Source organism: Anaerobacillus alkalidiazotrophicus, from assembly GCF_001866055.1.
In genome coordinates this window covers 1-21,340 of sequence record NZ_MLQS01000012.1, presented here as the reverse complement: position 1 = coordinate 21,340, position 21,340 = coordinate 1, and the positions used below count along the sequence as shown (strand labels likewise).

The following is a 21,340-nucleotide window of genomic DNA, read 5'->3' as shown; positions in this document are numbered from 1 at the left end:
AACGTTAAAAAATACTATACTGAAATTACTTTTGTGTTTGAAAGGTACCTATAATTTACTAATTATTATAACTATTTTGTACTTGCTGAAATTTCTAAAAACACTAATTTTGTTGCGTTTATAATCGATATTATAATAAGAAGAAAATAATTATTTTAGCTATTGATAATATTATATTTGCTTTTTTAAGAAAATTAAGTTATATTCATTTTAGTTTTTGAGAATAGTATTTTGAATATACAAACAAACAAAAATCAGGGGGTTTCAAAATGTTTTCAAAGAACAAATTTTTTATGATTACAATTGCTTTACTGTTATCTTTTGTAATCGCTGCATGTGGCGCTCAAGACGACGCAGCACCAGCTGATGAAGAAGTTGAGGTTGTTGAAGGTGGCGATTTAGTTATTGCTCTTCCATCTGATGCTGTTTCATTAGATCCTCATGGGTCAAATGATTCACCTTCAAGTAATGTAGCAACAAATATTTACGATTCACTATTACTCCAGGATGCAAATGGTGAGCTTCATCCTGCACTTGCTACGGAGTGGGATTTAGTTGAAGATACTGTTTGGGAGTTTAAGCTTCGTGAAGGAGTTAAGTTCCATGATGACTCAGATTTTAACGCTGAAGTTGTAAAAGCAAACTTTGATCGTGTTCTTGATCCTGAGGTTGCTTCACCGCGTTCTTTCCTATTTGATATGATTACTGATGTAACAGTTGTAGATGAGTTTACAGTACAATTTACTACCGAGTTTCCATTTGCTCCACTACCATCTCACTTAGCGCATACTGGTGGTGGGATCATTAGCCTTGAGTCAATTGAAGCTGATTATGCGGCTATGGCTGAAGGGAAAGATCCAGGAAGTGTAGTTAATGAGAATCCAGTTGGTACTGGTCAATTTGTTTATGAAGAATGGGTACCTGGTCAATATGTTAAGTTAGCTAAAAATGAAAACTACTGGGGAGAGCAAGCGAAAATTGACACTGTAACATTTAAAGTAGTTCCAGAAGATCAAACTCGTATTGCTGAATTAGAAACGGGTAATTCACATATTATTGAGCAAGTTCGTTCAACTGACGTAAGCCGTATTGATGCTAACCCGGATTCATTCGTAGAAAAAACAGATAGCTTAAGTTTAGCTTATATTGGATTTAACTTACAAAAAGCACCATTTGACGATGTAAGAGTTCGTCAAGCTATTTCAATGGCAGTTAATAAAGATATTATTATTGATGGTCTTTTAGATGGGTTTGGTACACCTGCTGTTGGGCCATTAGCACCAAATGTATTTGGTTTTAATGAAAATGTTTCTCCAATTAGCTACGATGTTGAAAAAGCTAAAGAACTTTTAGCAGAAGCTGGTTATGAAGATGGTTTTAAAACAACGATTTGGACGAATGACAACCCTGCTCGTATGGATACTGCAGAATTTGTACAGTCTCAATTAAAAGAGATTGGTGTTGACGTAGAAATTGAAGTTATGGAGTGGGGTGCATATTTAGCGGGCACAGCTAGTGGTGAACATGATATGTTTATCCTTGGTTGGGTAACTGTTACAGCTGACGCTGACTATGGTATGTATGCATTATTCCATTCTAATAATCATGGTGAGGCTGGTAACCGTTCATTTATTGCAAATGACGAACTAGATGAGATTTTAGATGCGGCGCGTCAAGAATCTGATCCAGAAGTGCGTCATGAACTCTACACACAGGCTCAAGAAATTCTTGTAGAAGAAGCTCCAATGCTTTATACACACCACCAACAGTATCTTGTAGGTGTTAGTGAGAATGTTCAAGGTTTCTGGCAACATCCAAATGGAATGTTCCAATTAGGTAATGTAACAATTAAGCAATAATAATTGTAAAAGAAGCTGAACTATAATGAATGCTAATGCATTCTTATAGACTCAGCTTCTTTTTTAAAATAAATCTTAAAGTTATAAAATTTTACATGAAGTTTTAGCGAATAGACAGCAGCTTAACGATTCTTTAGGTTAGCGTATTTCTGAAATTCCTACACTATTCATCCTCCTTCTGATTTTAACAAATTATAGTTCGTTAATAAGGCATTTTTCCTCTCGTTACACATTCATACATAGTTTAAATTTGCTTTATCTAATTAGGTGTTAATTTAAAGTTAATCAACTCTTACTAAAAGTAGAGATTTCTCTAAATAAATGAGAATTTCTACTTTTTCGTTTTGGATCACTATAGTTCACAACTACGTCACAAAAAAAGTGATTTTCATCACATTGTGGGAAATTGTATGAAAGTATGATAAAGGTATAGAGAAAAAACAATCATTTTTGCTTTTATACATGATTTTAGTTTCGGTATTAAGCTCCGTTATTAGGTGTTTAATCAATAGTACTTACTTAAGAAAGGGGAGAGAGACAGGTGAGAGATATGCTGAGAAAACTAGATAAGAAAGTTTTATTATTTACTTTGATTGGTATTTTTGCAGGTGTTGTTCTTTTTGCAGGGACTGCTGGAACGATGAAAGCGACGGATACTGGTGAGTTCTGTTCTAGCTGTCACATTATGGGGACGGCATTTGAAACTTTTGCAAATTCCAATCATGCTGCATTAACTTGTAATGATTGTCATGCACCACGTGATAGTTTTACAGCTAAAATGGCCTTTAAAGCAAAAGCAGGGGTAGGTCATATGTACATGAATACTCTCGGAGCTAGCAAAATTCCTGATGTATTACATGCCACAGCCGATTCACAAGAGGTTATTAATAACAATTGTATTAGTTGTCATGAACCAGGGTTACAAAATGTAGACCACAGTGGTGCATATGATAGCTGTATCGATTGTCACCGTCAAGTACCGCATAATAAAGGTGACTTTAGACCGACTGAATGGTTTGAGCCTGGACAATTTAAATTTGCAGAACCAACTAACTAATAGAAAGGGATGAAAATAATGCATAGCACTAACAAAAAATCGCTTTTGTTACTAATAATATCTGCCTTCTTAATGCTTGTATTAGTGGGGTGTTCAGGGTCTAAAGCGCAAGAGGAAGAACCGATGAACACTGGACTAGATCCAAACGAATGGAATAACCTTGCTTTTAAAGATAAGTTTCCATTACACTGGGAAAGTTACATGAAGAATATGGAGAATGAAAAGGAGGTATTACCAAAGAACGATCCTTCAATCGAACCATTGTTACCGATTGTTTGGAATGGTTTTGGTTTTGCGGTTGAATATAATTTAACTCGTGGCCATACGTATGCATTTGAAGATCAAATGAATGTAAGACGTATTACTGGTAATCCGAATGCAGTTTCTGCATGTATGTCATGTAAAACAACTGTCTTCCCTGCAATGATTGAGGAGTTTGGTCCTGAACGTGCATATAAACTTAACTATCATGATGAAGCACTACCATGGTTAGAAGAATTCGCAGGCGATGATAAAGGTATGATGACTGATGGTAAAGGAAATGTTGCTGAGTGGGGCCATGCATCTGTTGGATGTGCCACATGCCATGATCCTGTAACTATGGAATTACGTATTTCGCTTCCACAATTAACTGACGCATTAGATAGATTAGGGTTTGATTATGAAAATGCAACACAGCATGATATGCGTTCTCTAGTTTGTGCCCAATGTCATGTTGAATATTATTTCGATCCACTAAACGACTTACAAACAACATTCCCTTGGGGTTATGGGTTAACATTTGAAGATCAATGGGAATACTCAGAGTACCAAGCTTCAAGAGAAGGTGGTTTCAAAGGTGAGTATGTTTCTACCATTTCAAATACACCAATTTTAAAAGCTCAACATCCTGAGTACGAACTATGGAGCTACGGTCCTCACCAAACAGTATCGTGTGCAGATTGTCATATGCCATATCAACGAGTTGACGGCAAAAAGAAGATTTCTTCTCACCGTTGGGGTTCACCGTTAGTAACAATTGAAGAATCTTGTCGTACTTGTCATGGTGATAAATCAGCAACTTATTTAGAAACCCGAGTTGAAGATATTCAAGATCGCCATAAAGTACAATTATTAAGGGCACAAGATATAGGAGCTACTGCTCACTACTATGTAAACCGTATGATTACTCGTGGTGTTGATGAAGAAAAGATTAAAGAAGCACAATCGTTAGTACGTGAAGGACAATGGTTCTGGGATATGCCAGCTGCTGAAAATTCATATGGATTCCACAATCCGGATGGAGCGATGGCTTCCTTTGCAAGATCGATTGATAAATCTCAAGAAGCTATTTTAGTTGCTACAAGAGCATTAATGGCAATTGGAGAAGATATTGAAGAATTAGAGCGTCAAATTGAAATAACAAAGCAAAATGTTATCAATGAAACGGTATCCCATGAAAAACATAAGCAAGCAATTAATGATTGGTTCCCAAATGTCCGTGATAACTAATTTATAATTTTAGCAACTCCTTTCAAAGTTCATCACTTTGGAAGGGGTTTTTTATTTTTTAATTTAGTTGTTCATCAATTTGTCACAATAAAATGTGATGATGGTCACAGTTGTGGCATTTTTGATCCTGTTAAAAGTCGTTCAATATGCCTGTTATTTGTAAACATTTCAAAAGTTGAAAGATATAAATTTTTCAACAAAAACTCTATATCCTTTGATAATAAGCTTTAAAGCGATATGACTAGGAGATGGGAATATTTCATATATAAAGGTTAAGGGATTTTTTTGTTAAGTTTGTTCAAAAAAAGTTCACAAAGATGAGTGATATTTCTCACAGTGGTGTCAAAGGTTTGAACGTAATCTAATAGTAGATTATATAATTTTGTGTGAAATTATGATTTTAATGTTGATTAGGTTTACATACCAAGGGATTGTTAGGTACTAATTTTAGGTAATATACCGCTTAAATAATACCTAGTTAACCTATAAATTTACTAAAGATGCTTTTGGGAGGGGGGAGAACGTGAAAAAACTACTAGAAAAACTGAACAAAAAACTACTATTGTTTACATTAGTCGGTGTGTTTATTGGTATAGTAGGGCTTGCTGTAACAGAGGGGGCGATCAATGCTACTGATACTCCAGAGTTTTGTGCTAGTTGTCACGTTTATGAAAGAACAATAACAACATTTAATAACTCTAATCATGCTGCTCTTAACTGTAACGATTGTCACGCACCTACAGATAGTAAAATCGCAAAGTATACGTTCAAAGGAATTAGTGCAGTAAGTCATGGGTATATGACAACAATTGGTGCTAGTAAAATACCAGATGTCATTTATGCCACTGCTAAATCTAGAGAAATTATTGAGAAAAACTGTATTAGTTGTCATGAACCAGGGTTACAAAATATTTCACATGATGCTAAAGGCTCATGTATTGATTGCCACCGTCAAGTACCACATATGAGTGGTGATTTCCGACCTGATGAGTGGTTTGAACCAGGTAATTTTGAATTTAATAAGTAAAAAATAGTTGGAAGGGATGATATAAATGGGGAACTTCAGTAAAAGATCGTTCCTGTTGCTAGCGTTTTATTCTTTGCTTCTCATAGCTTTAGTTGCGTGTAATAGCTCTGAAGCAAAAGAAAATGAACCTATGGATACAGGTTTAGACAAAAATGAATTTTTGAACATAGCATTTAAGGACCAATTCCCATTACAGTGGGAAAGTTATATGGAAAATATGATCAATCAAAAGGACGTTATTCCTAAGAGTGATCCTTCTATCGAACCTTATCTACCTGCTTTATGGAGTGGGTATGGATTTGCAATTGAGTATAATAAAACACGAGGTCACACATATGCTTTAGAAGACCAAATTAATATTAGACGAGTTACAGATAAGACAGGTGGTTCATGCTTAACTTGTAAATCATCTGTAGTACCACATCTACTTAGTGATGAAGAATTTGGAGATGGGTATTGGGCAGCCAACTTTAACAATGAAATTCTTCCGCGTATTACTGAGCTTGGAGCTCCTGGAGTAAGTGAAGAATTAGGAGAATGGGGACATATTTCAATTGGTTGTTCAGATTGTCATGATCCTGTTACGATGGAACTAAGAGTTACTCGTCCATCTTTCACAAATGCAATGGAAAGAATGGGAGTAGATTTATCACAATCAACTCAAAATGATATGCGTTCATATGTTTGTGCACAATGTCATGTCGAATATTATTTTGAACCAGAAAAGAATAAAGTAACATTCCCATGGGATTTAGGTTTACGAGTTGAAAATATATATGAATATAAAGAAACAATTGCTAAAGAGCAAGGTTTTGATTACGATTGGATACACCAAATTTCTGGAACTCCTTCACTAAAAGCTCAGCACCCTGAATTTGAGTTATCAAGCTATGGCCCACATGCTACAGCTGGTGTTTCATGTTCAGACTGCCATATGCCTTACCAACGTGTCGATGGTAAAAAGAAAATCTCTTCTCACCGTTGGGGGTCACCTTTAGAAACTATTGAGGAATCTTGCCGCACATGCCACGGTGATAAAACACCAACACAGTTAGAGGATCGTGTTAAAGATATTCAAGGACGTCATAAAGTTGCATTACTAGAGGCTCAGGAGCTAAATACAATTTCCCATTACTATGTAAACCGCATGATCACTGCAGGAGTATCAGAAGAAAAAATTGAAGAAGCACAGCAACATGTTAGAAAAGCGCAGTGGTATTGGGATTTTATAGCTGCTGAGAATTCTTATGGTTTTCATAACCCGGATGGATCAATAGATGCGTTTAGAATTTCTTCAATTGAATCTCAAGCAGCAATTGTTATGGCTACTGAGGAATTAGCAAAATTAGGTGAAGATATTGAAGAGTTGAAACGTCAAATTGAAGTAACGATGCAAGCTATCTATGATGAAGAAGATCATTTTGAAAAACACAAACGTGCAATAAATGAATGGTTCCCAGCACAATATTAAAAGAATATGTAAAAACACCGCAAATGTTTTGTGGTGTTTTTTTCTTTATTTTTGGCAATAATGGATTTTGTTAGTTTTAACCATCATTTTTAATGGTTTTCATTAGTTGTTGTTTAATATTGGGAAATCACATATTATCACATAAATCAGTCACAGTTATTTCACTCTATCCTGTGACATTTTTCACAGTTATTAAAAGTATTACATTATAAAGTCAAACTAGGAGAATTTTAAAAAGAGACATAGCTATATAAAAGGGGAGAAATATAATGAGAAAGAAATTTAGAGGTTTTGCTTTATTGGCATTGATCCTCTTAGTAAAAGTCATATTACCGGTAAATACGGTATATAGTGAGTCTGAAATTTCTTTAACAGAGTTAGAAATAAAAGTAATGCCAGAGTTTATTAATCCAGAAGACTGGGATTATACTATTCCTTCCTTACTAGTAGGTTACCATGGGACGTTTACCAATCATTCTGATAGTGTTTTTAATGGCGAAATTATAATTAGTGTACCTACTCATTTACCACTTTTTAAAGAAGGTTTTGTAGCTCAATTCAAAGATCAAACAGATACTCAACCTACACAAGAAGAATATACAGTCAACTTTGACGAACAATATTTTTCATGGACTCCATCGAATCCTATCCAACCTAATGATGAGTACTATTTCGTTTTGGAATATTTCAGTGCCCCTATCGAAGGAGAGGTTGAACGAAATTTTCAATATGAATATATTCCAGACTCTGATATTCAATATTTGAATTTGACATTTTACGCCCCTTTTCAAGCAGAAAATTTTCAAATTAATAAAGAAGCAGATTTAATAACACAATCATTTGGAGTAGAAATACAAGTTTTTGAGTATAACGAAATAAAACAAGGTGAGATTCTTGATTTTAATGTTTCTTATAAGAAGGATAGTATCGTAACTACAGTCGAAGCATTTAATGACTTTACGATGCCTAGTGATGAAACACACGCAGGTCTTAACCAACAAGCACCTATACAAAATCAAGGTAATGAATCCTTTATGAATGCTGAAAATATTGTCATGATAATATTAATGATCCTAATAATAGCAGCATTTATCTTTATTATTATTCGCAAAAAGAATATGCCACAAACTCAAACTAAAGAGATTAAAGACACGCCGAAAAAGATTGTTAATAAAGATGAAGAAATAAAAAAGCTTAGAAAATTATTAGCTGATGGGCAAATAGATGAAAGAACGTATAAGGAGAAAAGGTCAAAATTAGATTAAGGGGGAGGATTTAATATGAAAAAAAATACAAAAGTTTTACTAGGTGGCTCTACTATAATTTTGTCTATCTTAATTTTATTAATTGCAGCAACTCCTGGAGCTAGTGGTACTGAGATACCTCTTTTCGAAGCAATTACAAATCCAGAGAAATACCAAGATCGTTATATCACGACAGAAGGTTTTTTAATTGAAGACTCTATTGATTGGAGAGCAGATGAAATAGAGTTGCGTTTTGATATCGTAGACCAAGAAGGGAATGTATTATCTGTATTCCACGACCGACCAAGACCTGATAATTTTTCTGAAGGTGTTATTGTTATATTAGGAGGTTATATCGAACCGGGAGAGCCATTTAAAGCTGAGCGAGTTCAAACTAAGTGCCCTTCTAAGTATGAAGGAGAAGATCCTTCTAATTATGATTCAGAGTTTCACAAAAAACTTCTAGAACAAGACTAAGAAGTGAACTCGTTTCAGCAAGCTGAAACATCGGAAAATCAGGTGGAGAGTCTACTCCACCTGATTGGAAAATCCCACCTACGCTACACTTAGAGGTGGGGGGCTTTTACCCTAAAAAATTCAGATGAAAGAAAGCGCTGTTGGTAACATGGGCCTTACGGGTATTTGACTGTGAAAGGCCCACTTTATCTTAGTGATCTAATAACAAAGAAGGTGAACATCGTGCATATAATCGGAAATTTATCAATTTATTTGGCGTTAGCTCTATCAGTTTATGCATTTATAATCTTTATTTTAGGAATTTATAAACAAGATCAAAGATTGGTAGATAGCGGGAAATCTGCTACGTTAGCAGTTTTTATTTTATCAACTATTTCCATGGCAATATTATTTATTGCTTTAGGAACTAGTCAACTACAGTTTGAGTATGTTGCATCTTACACAAGTACAGATCTACCTCTTGTTTATAAATTGGCAGCTTTATGGGCTGGGAATTCAGGATCTTTACTACTTTGGACATTTTTCTTAACGATGTATACTTTCATGGTTGCATATTCAAAGAAAATGAAAAACAACCCATTAACTCCTTATGTTTGTTCAATTATGCTGGCTAATACAATTTTCTTCTATCTTATATTAAGTTTTGTAACGAAACCATTTGTATTGCTAGACTTTGTTCCAGCTGAAGGCCGTGGATTAAATCCGATGCTACAAGACCCTGGAATGCTTCTTCACCCGGTTACCTTATATCTAGGTTATGTTGGTTTAGCAGTACCTTTTGCTTTTGCAATTGCTGCATTAATTATTAAAAATATCGATGCCTTTTGGCTTCGTATGACTCGACGTTGGACTATCGTTGCATGGATGTTCTTAACATTAGGAAACGTAATTGGTGGTTATTGGGCATACATGGAATTAGGTTGGGGCGGTTATTGGGCTTGGGACCCAGTAGAAAATGCCTCATTTATGCCATGGTTAACAGTAACTGCATACTTACATTCTGTCATGATCCAAGAACGAAAAGGTATGTTGAAAATCTGGAACATTAGTTTAATTATTCTTTCTTATGCGTTAACCCTCTTTGGAACGTTTTTAGTAAGGAGTGGGGTGCTAACTTCAGTACATGCCTTTGGTGATTCAAATTTAGGTGCGTATTTCTTAATCTTCATGGCGTTAGCAGTTATATTCTCTTTATATATTTTAATGAGTAGATATCATTTATTGAAACAAGATAGTGGTCAGTTTGAATCGTTTTTATCAAAAGAAAGTAGTTTCCTAGTTAATAATTTAATTTTAGTTGGTGGTACCTTTGCAGTATTTTGGGGAACGATTTTCCCGTTAGTATCTGAGGCAGTAAGGGGCTACAAGGTAACGGTAGGGATTCCGTTTTTTAACACAGTTATGTCACCGATTTTACTAGCGTTAATTTTTGTCATGGCTGTTTGTCCTTTAATTGCTTGGCAACGCTCAACGACTAAAAATTTACGAGATAACTTCTTAATTCCGGCGATTATTAGCTTAGTTATTGTTGGTTTGTTAGCAGGCTTAGGAATGAGAGCCGCTTACCCGATCATCTCCTATGGTATTATTTCGTTTATGATACTAACACATATATTAGAATTTTACCGTGGAGTGAAGGCAAGAAGAAAAGTAACAAAAGAATCGGTTCCAGTAGCTTTATATTGGTTAATGGTTAAAAATCGCCGACGTTACGGTGGGTATATCGTACACTTTGGTATTGCTCTTATGGCAATCGGAATTGTTGGTTCAAACTTTGATAGTGAAACGATGAAAACTATTCCAAAAGGTGGAACGATCGAAATTGAAAACTACGTATTAACTTATGAATATATTGCACAACGTTCGGAAGGACTTAATGATGTAGTATTTGCTAATATTCGTGTACAAAGAGATGGTAAAGAAATTGGTTTTGTCCAGCCTGAACGAATTTTTTACGGGAATTGGGAAGAACCTTCAACAAATGTGGCGGTATTAGGAAGCCTTCGTGAAGATTTATATGTAGTTTTAAGTGCTTGGGAAAGTGATGAAAGAGCAACTTTTGTTGTTAAGGTAAATCCGTTAGTTCGTTGGGTTTGGATCGGTAGCTATGTATTAGTTCTAGGATCAATCTTTGCAATCTGGGGTGGGAAATATGGAAACATTACACCGAGATATAAAGGTCCAAATAGGAAGGTGTCGTAATGAAAAAAGTCTTTTTTGTTTTGGTGCTCCTGTTGTCAATCGTTGCATTGCCTGTTTCTGCCGAAGACCAATATGACTTTAAATCACAAGAGTTTAAAGAAGTTGCTAGTCAATTTATGTGTATGTGTGGTTGTGGTCAAGACCATTTCGAATGTAATATGCAAGGTTGTGGTTTAAATGATGCATTTAAACAAGAAATGAAAGAAATGATGGATGATGGACTTAATAAAGATGAAATAAAGGACTACTACGTAAGTATGTATGGAGAAGAAATCTTAACAGCTCCAGAAAAGCGAGGGTTCAGTCTTGCTGCATGGATATTGCCATTTTTTGTACTTGGTACCGCTGGAACTGGTTTATTCTATGTAATTAGAAAATGGATTAAAGTAAATAGCGGTTCTGAAAATATGAGTTCTGAAACTAATGATATCGATGAAGCGGAAGATGAAATTGTCAAATCAATCATTGATGAAGAACGGAAAAAGTATTATTAGGTGTTAGGTGATGAAAACAATTTTAAAAACAATTTTATTGTTAATAATTTTTCTTAGTTCAAATATAGTTGGGATAGCTTCTGGAGAGTTATTTAATATAAACTCTTCAGAAGTGAAAGAGATTGCGGGAAAGTTTTCGATGCAAGGTCATGAAAATCATGACTTGGCAACATGCGCAACAAAACAACGCTATTATGAAGATATAGCAGAGTTGTTAAATGAGGGAAAAACAGAACAAGAAATCCTAGATTATTACTACAGTATGTATGGTGAGGAAGGATTAATAGTCCCTGAGAAAAGTGGTTTTAGTTTAACTGCATGGATAACGCCTTTCTTTGTACTAGGAGTGGCTAGTTTCGCATTATTTATAGGTTTTAAAAAAATAATTATAAACCAAAAATTAGCCCGATCTGAAAAAACAAAAGAAGAAGATGTTGAAGATGAAATTGTCAAATCAATTATTGATGAAGAACGTAAAAAGTATTACTAGGATGTGAAAACTCATGGCTTATATAGTTGCTTTATTGATTACGGCATTCTGTTTATATTTAGTAATTAGTCCTCTGTTAAGACCGAAAGTTGAAATGGAAGCAGTAACGATTGTAGATGATATGGATGATATTTCGCTAAAAAATATCTACGCTACTCTAAATGAGTTAGAAATGGATTATCATATGCAAAAGTTGTCCGATGAAGACTATACTAGGTTGAAGGTTGAATATGAAAAGTTAGCTGCTGAATATATCTCAAAAGAAAATCGTGAAAAAACGAAGGTAACAATCAATCAAAATGACAACTTAGTAAAGGATATTGAGGCTGAAATTGAAGAAGAGTTGGCGAAACTTCGTAAAGAAAGAAGGGAAGAATGATGGTCGAACTAATTTTGACCTCAGCAGTTACACGTTCTTCCCCGGCGTTTCATAATCCAGGACATTTAAGAATGTGGTATGATTCGCCGTTTAGAAATTTTGATGCTCATCTATTTACTGCAATTATTGTAATGATTATTTGTGCAGGCGTAGGCTGGTTTGTCTATTTTCAATTGAAAAATAGGGCGTCAGAAGAGAAGCTTGAAGCAAATACTGATGAAAAACAGTTTCATGATCTAGTTGTTAAACAAAAAGTTATCATGAATAAATTGCTAGAGTTAGAAGAAATGAAAAAAACAGGTAACCTTTCTGATGCAGATTATGAAAACAAATCGAAAGCATACCGTGAGCACCTTGTAAAAGTGAAAGTACAGCTGCAACAGTTTATGGACTAAAAAGGAGTTAAGACCATGATTGAAACAAAAGGACTCATTAAAACAATCGGAGACAAGATGATTCTTCGTGGTATTAATCTCTCAATAGAAAAAGGGGAGACTGTTGCAATACTTGGGCCAAACGGAGCCGGTAAAAGCACCGTTCTCAAGATTTTAGGTGGATTAGTAAAGGCTAGTTCTGGAGAAGTGAAGATTGCCGGACTAGACTTAAAGAAAGGCTCTTATGATAGTAAAAGGAAAATAGGTTTCTTAGCACATAATAGTTTTCTATATGATCATTTATCTCCACTAGAAAACTTGAAGTTTTTTGGAAAGCTTTATGGTGTGCAAGATGTAGAAAACCGTGCGAAACAATTAATCGATGAAGTAGGCCTTAGTTTTTTCATGCATGATCCAGTCAGATCGTTTTCACGTGGGATGATTCAAAGAATTGCTATCGCCCGAGCGATCATTCACGATCCTGAGATTTTATTGTTTGATGAACCACACACAGGCTTAGATCAACAAGCTATTCAGCTATTAAATAAAGTTATTTTGCGTATGAAACAGGAAGGTGCGACGATTATAATGGTCACACATGATTTTGGGCAAGCGCTAGAAACTTGTGATCGATTCGTCATTATAAAGAATGGTAAAGTAGTTGATGATTTACAAAATATCGAAAAAAATCTTGATGCCATTACGGAAAAATATATGGAACAGGTGGCAAGTTTATGAACAATTTATTCAGAGCAGCTTTCATTATTGCTGGGAAAGATCTTTATTCTGAATGGAAAACAAAGCAAGTGGTCTCAACAATGCTCATATTTTCTGGGCTTGTTATTGTAACCTTCAGTTTTGCTTTTGATCCATCAAATAATGCTGTTCGTGCCATCATTCCTGGACTGATTTGGGTTATTACTATTTTTGCAGCTATTCTAGGTTTAAATCGTTCCTTTTTGTCTGAAACAAAAAACGACAATCTTTACGGAATGATTGTTTCACCAACTGATCCTTCTAGTATTTACTTAGGAAAAGTTTTAGCTAATTTTGTTTTCGTATTGTTAGTTCAACTTATTTCAATTCCGGTATTATTTTTATTATTTGATTTCCGCTTTGTTGGGAACTTAGCTTTGTTTGTAGGAGTAGTTTTTTTAGGTACATTTGGGTTTATTAGTGTAGGCACATTTTTAGCTGGGCTAGCAGCTAATTCTAGAAGCAGTGAAATGCTTTTACCGATTTTACTGTTTCCTATTGTAAGTCCGCTTATTATAGCGGCTGTTCAAGCGACAAGAATTCTATTAATAGATATAGAGCAACTATCAAGTGCAATTTCTTGGATGCAGTTAATGGGAGTTTATAATTTACTCTTTTTTGTATTATGTTTAATTCTTTTTGAATACGTGTTGGAGGTGTAAAAGGGTATGAATAGTAAAAGTGGGGACTTAACTGATATCCCAAAAGAAACCCTTTCGTATAAAATTTTGTTTTATATTTCTATTCCGATGATGGTTGTGGCCTTATATTTAGCATTTGTTTGGACTCCTGTTGAAGCTGTGATGGGTGTCGTACAGAAAATATTTTATTTCCATGTAGCCTCTGCTTGGGTTGCTTTCTTCTCCTTTTTCGTTGTAGCTTTGTTTAGTATTCTGTATCTAATTAAACGAAACAGAATATTTGATTTATACGCAGGTGTCTCTGCAGAAATTGGGGTTGTCTATACAGCTATTGTCTTAACAACTGGTCCAATATGGGGACGGTCTTCTTGGAACGCTTGGTGGAGTTGGGAGCCAAGACTGACGACTACTTTAATCATGTTTTTTATGTATATTGCTTACATTATGATTAGAAAAATGGAAGGTCCTTGGGAAAAGAAAGCCCGTCTTGCTTCCGTGTTTGGTATCATAAGCGTTATTAATGTACCAATTGTATTTATGTCAATTCGGTGGTGGAATTCGAGACTTCATCCTGTAGTTTTTGGTGAAGGAGCGAATGAGGTCGGCGGTGGAATTGAACCATCAATGCTATTTGCTCTTATTTTCTCAGTCTTCACAATGACAGTGTTATATTTTGTGCTCTTACAAAAAGGAGTCTATATTGAAAAACTTAAAATTCATGCAGATCGTATAAAAGAACGTATGCAAGAAAAGATGCTTGGTTAAAGGGGGATATTTGATATGGCATACTTATTTGCGGCTTATTCAGTTATTTGGTTATTGTTAGCAGGATATATTTTTACTCTTGGTAAACGTCAGAGTGATATTGCAAAGCAACTGAAATTTCTACAAGAGTTAGAAAAAAAGTGATTGTTTTACAACCTCAAGTGAACAAGGCGGTGGTTTGTTAATGAAAAAAACAAAAGTAGTACAGATGATCGTTTTAGTTTTTGTTATTGCGATGCTAGCCACCATGGTCTTAGGTTTACGATCAGTTGGTAATACTGTAGGTATTGGTGAAGAGGCATACGATTTCGAATTACAAGATTTAGACGGTAATACCCATCGACTTTCTGATTACCGTGGTGAAATTGTTATTTTAAACTTCTTCGCTACATGGTGTGTTTCCTGTGTTGCTGAAGCACCTGAACTTGAAAAGTTTAACGAAGAATTTAAGGATGAGATGAACTTATTTATCGTTGTTAAAGGAGAGCCTTTAAACACTGTAAAAAGGTATGTTGAAGAAAAAAATTCAAACAAAACGTACATTCTTGACTTTAACAATCATGTATCGAGACGTTTTGGTGCACTTGGACAACCTGAGACAATTATGATTAACGAAGAAGGTATCATTGTTGAACATTTCATTGGAGGGGTAAACCGAGACTTTTTAGGTGTTAAACTAAGGGAATTACAAGGCTTAAGGTAATTTATAATTTAAAAAGGGACCGTTACGGTCTCTTTTTGTTTATACTAATAAAAGAGTTTTTTCTAAATAAGTCATACTCAGCATTTATAAACGAGTAATGTCAAATAAAGTTGATAGTTGTTTAATGAAATTAACATTATGCATTTTCATTATGGTATGAAGGTATAGCATTGGAAGTATGATCATGAAGTGGAGGCCAAGAAGTGTTTGCAGACGAAGATATATTTTTTATGAGGAAGGCGCTTGAGGTTGCTCAACAAGCTGAAGATATAGATGAGGTACCAATTGGTGCTGTGGTAGTTAAAGATGGAATGATTATTGCCACTGGTTACAATAGACGTGAGATTGACCAGAGGGCTATTGCTCATGCAGAGTTATTAGCGATAGATGAAGCTTGTCGAGTGTTGGGTACATGGCGTTTAACGGGTTGTACTTTATATGTAACATTAGAGCCTTGTCCAATGTGTGCTGGGGCTATTGTTCAATCAAGAGTTGAGCGGGTTGTTTATGGTGCGAGTGACCCAAAAGGTGGTTGTGCAGGAACGATTTTTAATCTTTTAAATGAGGAACGTTTTAATCATCAGTGTGTGGTTGAAAAAGGTGTATTAGAACAAGAATGTGGTCAAAGGTTGACTAACTTTTTTAGAAAGTTAAGGAAAAGAAAATAAAAAATAAGTAAGAAGCTTATTCTGTACGAAGAAAGGTCAAATTGAACGTATTATGTAAAAGCTTTAAAATATATATTTTTCCTCAATTTAACTATCTTTCCTAAAACAAGTCTACTTGTTCACTTGCTTTTTTTTATGAAAACGTCTATACTAAATTATGCGTCAAACAAATGGCGTATAAAAAAGTTTATAAATTTGTCGTGCTAGGTGGGGAGGTAGCGGTGCCCTGTACTCGCAATCCGCTATAGCGAGACGGAATCCCTTCCCTAGGTCTTGTTATCGTGGGGTCTGCCCTAAGTAAGTGGTGTTGACATTTGGGTTCTACGCAACGGAAACCCATGAACCCTGTCAGGTCCGGAAGGAAGCAGCAGTAAGTGGCCCCTTCTGTGTGCCGTAGAGTCGCCTGAATCGAGCTAACTGCTTAGGTAACGCCTGGGGTAACTTGATCAAAGGAAGGTGCACGGCAGTAAATTTATAAAGGAGCAGTTCTCACACGAGAATTGCTCCTTTTATTGTCTTCAAGTTAATGATTACGCTGAGGGCAAAACTTTATTTATGGAAAACATTAAAATCACAACTGTTTTTATGTTGTGTATATTTCATTATATCGCTTCCTTACATCTTGAGAATTTTAAAAGCGAAGAAGAAAGTTACCGTATTATGAAGTTTAAATCAAACATAATTCTAATTATCACGAAAGTGTTTTAATCGACATTATATACACTTTGAAATCTATCAATTGAAAAGGTATAATATTTACTAGTGAAGTTCCCCGGGAGGTGAACAAATGAGCTATCAAGCATTATATCGAGTGTGGCGTCCGAAGCAACTTAGTGATGTAGTTGGTCAAGAGCATATTACCAAAACAATAAAAAATGCACTCATTCAAGAGAAATTATCGCATGCGTATCTTTTTACAGGACCTAGGGGAACAGGGAAAACTAGTGCTGCTAAAATTATCGCTAAAGCGGTTAATTGTCAATGTGCACCTGTTGATGAACCTTGTAATGAATGTGAAGCTTGTATTGGTATCTCAGACGGTTCTATTGTTGATGTTATTGAAATTGATGCTGCATCAAATAATGGAGTAGACGAGATTAGAGATATTCGAGACAAAGTTAAGTTTGCTCCAAGTAGTGGTATTCGTTATAAGGTATATATTATTGATGAAGTCCACATGTTATCTACCGGAGCATTTAATGCTCTGTTAAAAACGTTAGAAGAACCTCCGAAACACGTTATATTTATTTTAGCTACAACAGAGCCACATAAAATTCCTTTAACAATCATTTCTAGGTGTCAGCGATTTGATTTTAAAAGAATCACAAGTGAATCTATGATTAATCGAATGCAATTTATTTTAAGTCATTATGACACTAACGTTAATCAAGATGCCTTGTCGATGATCGCTAGAGTATCTGAAGGTGGTATGAGGGATGCATTGAGTTTATTGGACCAAGCGATCTCTTATTGTGATGAAGAAGTTTTGTTGGAGGATATACTTACAATAACGGGCGCGGTTTCTCAAGGACTTTTGATGGAAGTGGCAGACGCTCTAGTTACAGCTGATGTAGTAAAAGCATTAAATTCTGTTGATAAACTTGTATCTGCTGGAAAAGATCCAACTCGGTTTATTGAAGATTTTATCTTCTTTTATCGAGATATGTTATTGCATAAAACCGCACCTCAGCTTAGTGATGTGCTTGAAAGAGTGTCGGTAGATGATCAGTTCCTTAATATTAGTGAAAAAACTTCTACGAGTTGGATTTATCAAACCATTCAAATTTTAAATGAAATCCTTCAAGATATGAAGTGGTCGAGTCACCCTAAAATTTTTATTGAAGTTGCAATTGTGAAGATTTGTAATACTCAAATTGAGGTAAATGAAGCAAAAGGTGAAGACTACCAACTATTAGTGAAAAAAGTTGAGTTTTTAGAAAAACAATTAGCGAATATTCATACTCTACCTCAAACGCACTCCAACCAGTCGCAAGAAAAACCAAAGAAAAATCAAGGTCAATTCAGAGGCGGTGCTAGGAGTAGTGTTAGTTCAAATCAAATAAAAGAAATGCTTAAACAAGCTTCAAAACAAGATTTGCAGCGTATAACTAGTAGTTGGGGACAGATAATGGAATTAGTTAAGAAGCAAAGTGTACCAGCTCATGCTTGGTTGTCTGATAGCAAACCAGTTGCAGCTTCTAAAAATATGATCTTACTTGCTTTTCAAAATGAAATGCATAGAGATATGGTTGATACGAAATTCCGTCAGATGATAGAACAAATATTAGTTAACGTTTTTTCAGATCAACTTAAATTTTTGACCATATTAACGAATCAATGGGAAGGAATAAAAGAAGATTTTGTTAGAGAACAACGTGGTGATGCAGATCCAACTTCTGATGGTGATCCGATTGTTGAGGAAGCTATGAAATTAGTAGGTTCAGAGTTAATTGAAATAATTGATTAATGAAAGCGAGGAAAAAGTGATGAAAAACATGGGAAATATGATGAAACAAATGCAAAAGTTACAAAAACAAATGGCTAAGGCTCAAGAAGAACTTAAAGAAAAAACGGTAGAAGCAACTGCTGGTGGTGGAATGGTAAAAGTCATCGCTTCTGGGGAAAAGAAAATTCTTGAAGTAATCATTTCAGAAGAAGTTGTTGATCCAGATGATATTGAAATGTTACAAGATTTGATTTTAGCTGCAACAAATGAAGCATTAAATAAAGTTGATGATTTAATTAATCAAGACATGGGTAAATTTACAAAAGGTATGAATATGCCAGGTTTATTCTAAACTAATGGTTGTAGTTGAGTAAGGGTGCTGTGTGCTTTTTTGTTAAGCTTTCAGTGCCCTTATTTACTCAAGTTACTGATTTTTAGTTAATGATACTACTTTGAGAAACTATATATACTTCGCTTTGAGGCAACCTACTACGAAGCGGTGCTTGCAGACGCGGAAGTACTGGGGAGCCGAGAAATGACCTCTGTCAGAGGGGGTTCATACCTATCGCTCATAATCAAGGCGCTTGCGCTTTTCTATTAGGAGGAAAACACGTGCAATATCCTGAACCGATATCGAAATTAATTGAAGGATTTATGAGATTGCCAGGAATTGGTCCGAAAACGGCGACCCGACTGGCTTTTTTTGTATTAGATATGAAAGAAGATGATGTTTTAGATTTTGCAAAAGCTTTAGTTAATGCTAAAAGGAATCTTACTTATTGCTCTGTTTGCCATAACATTACTGATACTGATCCTTGCTATATTTGTGAAGATGCAAGAAGAGATAAATCAATTATTTGTGTTGTACAAGATGCCAAGGATGTTATTGCGATGGAAAAAATGAAGGAATATCGAGGGTTATATCATATTCTACAAGGTGCAATATCTCCAATGGAAGGAATTGGTCCAGAGGATGTTAAAATTCCAGAGCTATTAAAGAGGCTTCAAGATGATACGATTCAAGAAATTATCCTAGCTACAAATCCTAATATTGAGGGTGAGGCAACTGCTATGTATATATCTCGTCTAGTGAAACCGACGGGAATTAAAGTGACTAGAATTGCCCACGGTCTTCCAGTTGGTGGTGACTTGGAATATGCTGATGAAGTTACACTTTCAAAAGCAATAGAGGGCAGAAGAGAACTATAATAAAAAGGGGTAATGAGATGCGGCTTTTTAAGAGGAAAGGGAAAATAAGAAAGCTTGAAGATCAGCGTTTAGTGTCTCGTATTGAAGAGTTAAAAGTAAATCTTGTTAATCAAACTGAATTAGTGAAAAAGAGTTTGGACCCGTCTGGGGAAGTATTGTTTAGCCTTAAATTAACTGAAGCCAAATATTTATTTTTATTAAAAGAAGCAAGGTATAGAAAACAAACATAGGAAAATCTTATTAAAGATTTCCTATGTTCTTTTTTTTATAGTTCAGAATAGGATGATAGTAGAGAAGCTTGTCACAAAGTTTAGGAGGGGAAGATTGTGGATCCAATTATTATTGTAGCTTTATTAAGTGGTATGGTTTTTTTATTACTTATATTAGGTGCGCCAATTAAACCGTTACGTTTTATTGGACAAGGAATGATTAAAGTAATTATTGGTGCATTGTTTTTATTCTTTTTAAATGCTTTTGGTTCAGTTTTCGACTATCAGATACCAATTAACTTAGTCACAGCATCAGTGTCAGGCTTTTTAGGTATTCCAGGTTTAGTGGTTTTGGTCGCGATTGATCATCTAATTTTATAGAAGGCCCGAGTCAAGAACTCGTGGTCTTTTTTTAAAGGTAAGAATTTATAAATTTCTAACTTGGAAACTGTCTAGCGCAAGCAGCCTACGAGCTCGGTCACTTCAGTCAAGCTACTGACTTCAATTACTTCATGAAATACATCTCTGAATAGCTTCGTGCGGCTTTGCTCCTGCGATTACTCGTCGCACGGAAAACAATTGCTCCTGCGATTACTCGTCGCACGGAAAACAATTGCTCCTGCGAAGTCGCTTTCAGACCGCTACTAGAAGAAGTGCAACTACATTTAAAGTCGATGATTAAGACATTTGTACTTTTATTATAAAAAATATTAATAAATACTTGCATAGTTTGTGGAGTCATGGTATATTATAAAAACGTCATTCAGAAATCCATTTTTCGTCAAAGATTGACAAAAAAAGTTGTTGACAACTGATTATCTGAGTGGTATCATAATACATGTCGCGTTTGATTGTACATTTAGTAAAGTCAGGCGAAAAAAGATTGACAAAGAAATATTATAGTGATATAGTTAAGTTCTTGTCATTTTAAAGACGAAAGTATTGTTCTTTGAAAACTGAACACACAGCCAAGCGAATTAAAGAGATAGTAAATATCTCGTCAATGAATTTAAATTTTGAGCTTTATCAAACACTTTTATGGAGAGTTTGATCCTGGCTCAGGACGAACGCTGGCGGCGTGCCTAATACATGCAAGTCGAGCGAATGGATGGGAGCTTGCTCCCTGAAATTAGCGGCGGACGGGTGAGTAACACGTGGGCAACCTGCCCTGTAGACTGGGATAACTTCGGGAAACCGAAGCTAATACCGGATAATCTTTGGAGCCTCATGGTTCTAAAGTAAAAGTTGGGTTTTACCTAACACTACAGGATGGGCCCGCGTCGCATTAGCTAGTTGGTAAGGTAACGGCTTACCAAGGCGACGATGCGTAGCCGACCTGAGAGGGTGATCGGCCACACTGGGACTGAGACACGGCCCA

Annotated in this window: 23 protein-coding genes, 1 rRNA gene and 1 other RNA gene; all 25 read left to right on the top strand. The window is 35.4% G+C overall.

Annotated elements, in window-relative coordinates; genetic code table 11:
- Nucleotides 1-269 precede the first annotated feature (269 nt).
- A complete protein-coding gene (locus BKP45_RS09180) occupies nucleotides 270-1,859 on the top strand; it encodes a glutathione ABC transporter substrate-binding protein (RefSeq protein ID WP_071389417.1) in 1,590 nt (529 codons plus the stop codon).
- 550 nt (nucleotides 1,860-2,409) lie between these two features.
- Nucleotides 2,410-2,916, top strand: coding sequence for a cytochrome c3 family protein (locus BKP45_RS09175; protein WP_071389427.1), 507 nt, complete (start codon nucleotides 2,410-2,412; stop codon nucleotides 2,914-2,916).
- 18 nt (nucleotides 2,917-2,934) lie between these two features.
- Nucleotides 2,935-4,407 carry an ammonia-forming cytochrome c nitrite reductase subunit c552 gene (locus tag BKP45_RS09170; protein WP_245747416.1) on the top strand — a complete coding sequence of 491 codons (1,473 nt, stop codon included), beginning with the start codon at nucleotides 2,935-2,937 and terminating at the stop codon, nucleotides 4,405-4,407.
- Between the two features lie 523 nt (nucleotides 4,408-4,930).
- Nucleotides 4,931-5,434 (top strand): cytochrome c3 family protein, encoded by a 504-nt coding sequence (locus BKP45_RS09165; RefSeq protein ID WP_071389415.1) that lies wholly within the window; start codon nucleotides 4,931-4,933, stop codon nucleotides 5,432-5,434.
- A gap of 25 nt (nucleotides 5,435-5,459) precedes the next feature.
- Complete coding sequence (locus BKP45_RS09160) at nucleotides 5,460-6,905, top strand: ammonia-forming cytochrome c nitrite reductase subunit c552 (RefSeq protein ID WP_071389414.1); 1,446 nt, start codon at nucleotides 5,460-5,462, stop codon at nucleotides 6,903-6,905.
- 269 nt (nucleotides 6,906-7,174) lie between these two features.
- Nucleotides 7,175-8,170 carry a hypothetical protein gene (locus BKP45_RS09155; RefSeq protein ID WP_071389413.1) on the top strand — a complete coding sequence of 332 codons (996 nt, stop codon included), beginning with the start codon at nucleotides 7,175-7,177 and terminating at the stop codon, nucleotides 8,168-8,170.
- A gap of 15 nt (nucleotides 8,171-8,185) precedes the next feature.
- On the top strand, nucleotides 8,186-8,626 hold the full coding sequence (locus tag BKP45_RS09150) for a cytochrome c maturation protein CcmE domain-containing protein (protein WP_071389412.1): 441 nt from the start codon (nucleotides 8,186-8,188) through the stop codon (nucleotides 8,624-8,626).
- Nucleotides 8,627-8,848: 222 nt separating this feature from the next.
- Nucleotides 8,849-10,828: a heme lyase CcmF/NrfE family subunit gene (locus tag BKP45_RS09145; RefSeq protein ID WP_071389411.1), complete on the top strand. Its 1,980-nt coding sequence runs from the start codon at nucleotides 8,849-8,851 to the stop codon at nucleotides 10,826-10,828.
- On the top strand, nucleotides 10,828-11,322 hold the full coding sequence (locus BKP45_RS09140) for a cytochrome c-type biogenesis protein (protein ID WP_071389410.1): 495 nt from the start codon (nucleotides 10,828-10,830) through the stop codon (nucleotides 11,320-11,322). Before BKP45_RS09145 ends, BKP45_RS09140 begins: the two co-directional genes overlap by 1 nt.
- A 10-nt stretch (nucleotides 11,323-11,332) precedes the next feature.
- Nucleotides 11,333-11,812 (top strand): cytochrome c-type biogenesis protein CcmH, encoded by a 480-nt coding sequence (locus BKP45_RS09135; protein WP_071389409.1) that lies wholly within the window; start codon nucleotides 11,333-11,335, stop codon nucleotides 11,810-11,812.
- A gap of 13 nt (nucleotides 11,813-11,825) precedes the next feature.
- On the top strand, nucleotides 11,826-12,191 hold the full coding sequence (locus tag BKP45_RS09130) for a hypothetical protein (protein WP_071389408.1): 366 nt from the start codon (nucleotides 11,826-11,828) through the stop codon (nucleotides 12,189-12,191).
- Entirely contained in the window at nucleotides 12,191-12,586 is a 396-nt protein-coding gene (locus tag BKP45_RS09125) for a hypothetical protein (RefSeq protein WP_071389407.1), read from the top strand. Before BKP45_RS09130 ends, BKP45_RS09125 begins: the two co-directional genes overlap by 1 nt.
- Nucleotides 12,587-12,601: 15 nt before the next feature.
- The gene (ccmA, locus tag BKP45_RS09120) at nucleotides 12,602-13,303 is read left to right on the top strand and encodes a heme ABC exporter ATP-binding protein CcmA (protein ID WP_071389406.1); all 702 of its coding nucleotides are present in this window, start codon (nucleotides 12,602-12,604) and stop codon (nucleotides 13,301-13,303) included.
- A complete protein-coding gene (locus BKP45_RS09115) occupies nucleotides 13,300-13,983 on the top strand; it encodes a heme exporter protein CcmB (protein WP_071389405.1) in 684 nt (227 codons plus the stop codon). Before ccmA ends, BKP45_RS09115 begins: the two co-directional genes overlap by 4 nt.
- A 6-nt stretch (nucleotides 13,984-13,989) precedes the next feature.
- A complete protein-coding gene (locus tag BKP45_RS09110; RefSeq protein WP_071389404.1) occupies nucleotides 13,990-14,727 on the top strand; it encodes a cytochrome c biogenesis protein in 738 nt (245 codons plus the stop codon).
- A gap of 15 nt (nucleotides 14,728-14,742) precedes the next feature.
- Entirely contained in the window at nucleotides 14,743-14,871 is a 129-nt protein-coding gene (locus BKP45_RS21525) for a CcmD family protein (protein WP_084034527.1), read from the top strand.
- 40 nt (nucleotides 14,872-14,911) lie between these two features.
- Nucleotides 14,912-15,430, top strand: a complete 519-nt coding sequence (locus BKP45_RS09105; RefSeq protein ID WP_071389403.1) for a peroxiredoxin family protein — start codon at nucleotides 14,912-14,914, stop codon at nucleotides 15,428-15,430.
- A gap of 203 nt (nucleotides 15,431-15,633) precedes the next feature.
- Complete coding sequence (gene tadA / locus BKP45_RS09100; protein WP_139193795.1) at nucleotides 15,634-16,098, top strand: tRNA adenosine(34) deaminase TadA; 465 nt, start codon at nucleotides 15,634-15,636, stop codon at nucleotides 16,096-16,098.
- 198 nt (nucleotides 16,099-16,296) lie between these two features.
- Nucleotides 16,297-16,562, top strand: an RNA gene (ffs, locus tag BKP45_RS09095) — signal recognition particle sRNA large type.
- 323 nt (nucleotides 16,563-16,885) lie between these two features.
- A complete protein-coding gene (dnaX, locus tag BKP45_RS09090; protein ID WP_071389402.1) occupies nucleotides 16,886-18,565 on the top strand; it encodes a DNA polymerase III subunit gamma/tau in 1,680 nt (559 codons plus the stop codon).
- 19 nt (nucleotides 18,566-18,584) lie between these two features.
- A complete protein-coding gene (locus BKP45_RS09085) occupies nucleotides 18,585-18,896 on the top strand; it encodes a YbaB/EbfC family nucleoid-associated protein (protein ID WP_071308300.1) in 312 nt (103 codons plus the stop codon).
- Nucleotides 18,897-19,156: 260 nt separating this feature from the next.
- Entirely contained in the window at nucleotides 19,157-19,753 is a 597-nt protein-coding gene (gene recR, locus BKP45_RS09080; RefSeq protein WP_071389401.1) for a recombination mediator RecR, read from the top strand.
- A 17-nt stretch (nucleotides 19,754-19,770) separates the two neighbouring features.
- A complete protein-coding gene (locus BKP45_RS09075) occupies nucleotides 19,771-19,983 on the top strand; it encodes a YaaL family protein (protein ID WP_071389400.1) in 213 nt (70 codons plus the stop codon).
- A 96-nt stretch (nucleotides 19,984-20,079) separates the two neighbouring features.
- A complete protein-coding gene (locus BKP45_RS09070) occupies nucleotides 20,080-20,343 on the top strand; it encodes a pro-sigmaK processing inhibitor BofA family protein (protein ID WP_071308297.1) in 264 nt (87 codons plus the stop codon).
- Nucleotides 20,344-20,997: 654 nt separating this feature from the next.
- Nucleotides 20,998-21,340: ribosomal RNA gene (locus BKP45_RS09065) — 16S ribosomal RNA — on the top strand; the annotation flags it as partial.

Bases quoted from the DNA above. Each gene is read 5' to 3' on its own strand.
- BKP45_RS09085 (WP_071308300.1), top strand. From the start codon at position 18,585: ATGAAAAACATGGGAAATATGATGAAACAAATGCAAAAGTTACAAAAA.
- ccmA (WP_071389406.1), top strand. From the start codon at position 12,602: ATGATTGAAACAAAAGGACTCATTAAAACAATCGGAGACAAGATGATT.
- BKP45_RS09155 (WP_071389413.1), top strand. From the start codon at position 7,175: ATGAGAAAGAAATTTAGAGGTTTTGCTTTATTGGCATTGATCCTCTTA.
- BKP45_RS09150 (WP_071389412.1), top strand. From the start codon at position 8,186: ATGAAAAAAAATACAAAAGTTTTACTAGGTGGCTCTACTATAATTTTG.
- BKP45_RS09175 (WP_071389427.1), top strand. From the start codon at position 2,410: ATGCTGAGAAAACTAGATAAGAAAGTTTTATTATTTACTTTGATTGGT.
- BKP45_RS09075 (WP_071389400.1), top strand. From the start codon at position 19,771: ATGCGGCTTTTTAAGAGGAAAGGGAAAATAAGAAAGCTTGAAGATCAG.
- BKP45_RS09115 (WP_071389405.1), top strand. From the start codon at position 13,300: ATGAACAATTTATTCAGAGCAGCTTTCATTATTGCTGGGAAAGATCTT.
- BKP45_RS09125 (WP_071389407.1), top strand. From the start codon at position 12,191: ATGGTCGAACTAATTTTGACCTCAGCAGTTACACGTTCTTCCCCGGCG.
- BKP45_RS09110 (WP_071389404.1), top strand. From the start codon at position 13,990: ATGAATAGTAAAAGTGGGGACTTAACTGATATCCCAAAAGAAACCCTT.
- BKP45_RS09135 (WP_071389409.1), top strand. From the start codon at position 11,333: ATGAAAACAATTTTAAAAACAATTTTATTGTTAATAATTTTTCTTAGT.
- BKP45_RS09160 (WP_071389414.1), top strand. From the start codon at position 5,460: ATGGGGAACTTCAGTAAAAGATCGTTCCTGTTGCTAGCGTTTTATTCT.
- BKP45_RS09140 (WP_071389410.1), top strand. From the start codon at position 10,828: ATGAAAAAAGTCTTTTTTGTTTTGGTGCTCCTGTTGTCAATCGTTGCA.
- BKP45_RS21525 (WP_084034527.1), top strand. From the start codon at position 14,743: ATGGCATACTTATTTGCGGCTTATTCAGTTATTTGGTTATTGTTAGCA.
- dnaX (WP_071389402.1), top strand. From the start codon at position 16,886: ATGAGCTATCAAGCATTATATCGAGTGTGGCGTCCGAAGCAACTTAGT.
- BKP45_RS09130 (WP_071389408.1), top strand. From the start codon at position 11,826: ATGGCTTATATAGTTGCTTTATTGATTACGGCATTCTGTTTATATTTA.
- BKP45_RS09180 (WP_071389417.1), top strand. From the start codon at position 270: ATGTTTTCAAAGAACAAATTTTTTATGATTACAATTGCTTTACTGTTA.
- BKP45_RS09105 (WP_071389403.1), top strand. From the start codon at position 14,912: ATGAAAAAAACAAAAGTAGTACAGATGATCGTTTTAGTTTTTGTTATT.
- BKP45_RS09170 (WP_245747416.1), top strand. From the start codon at position 2,935: ATGCATAGCACTAACAAAAAATCGCTTTTGTTACTAATAATATCTGCC.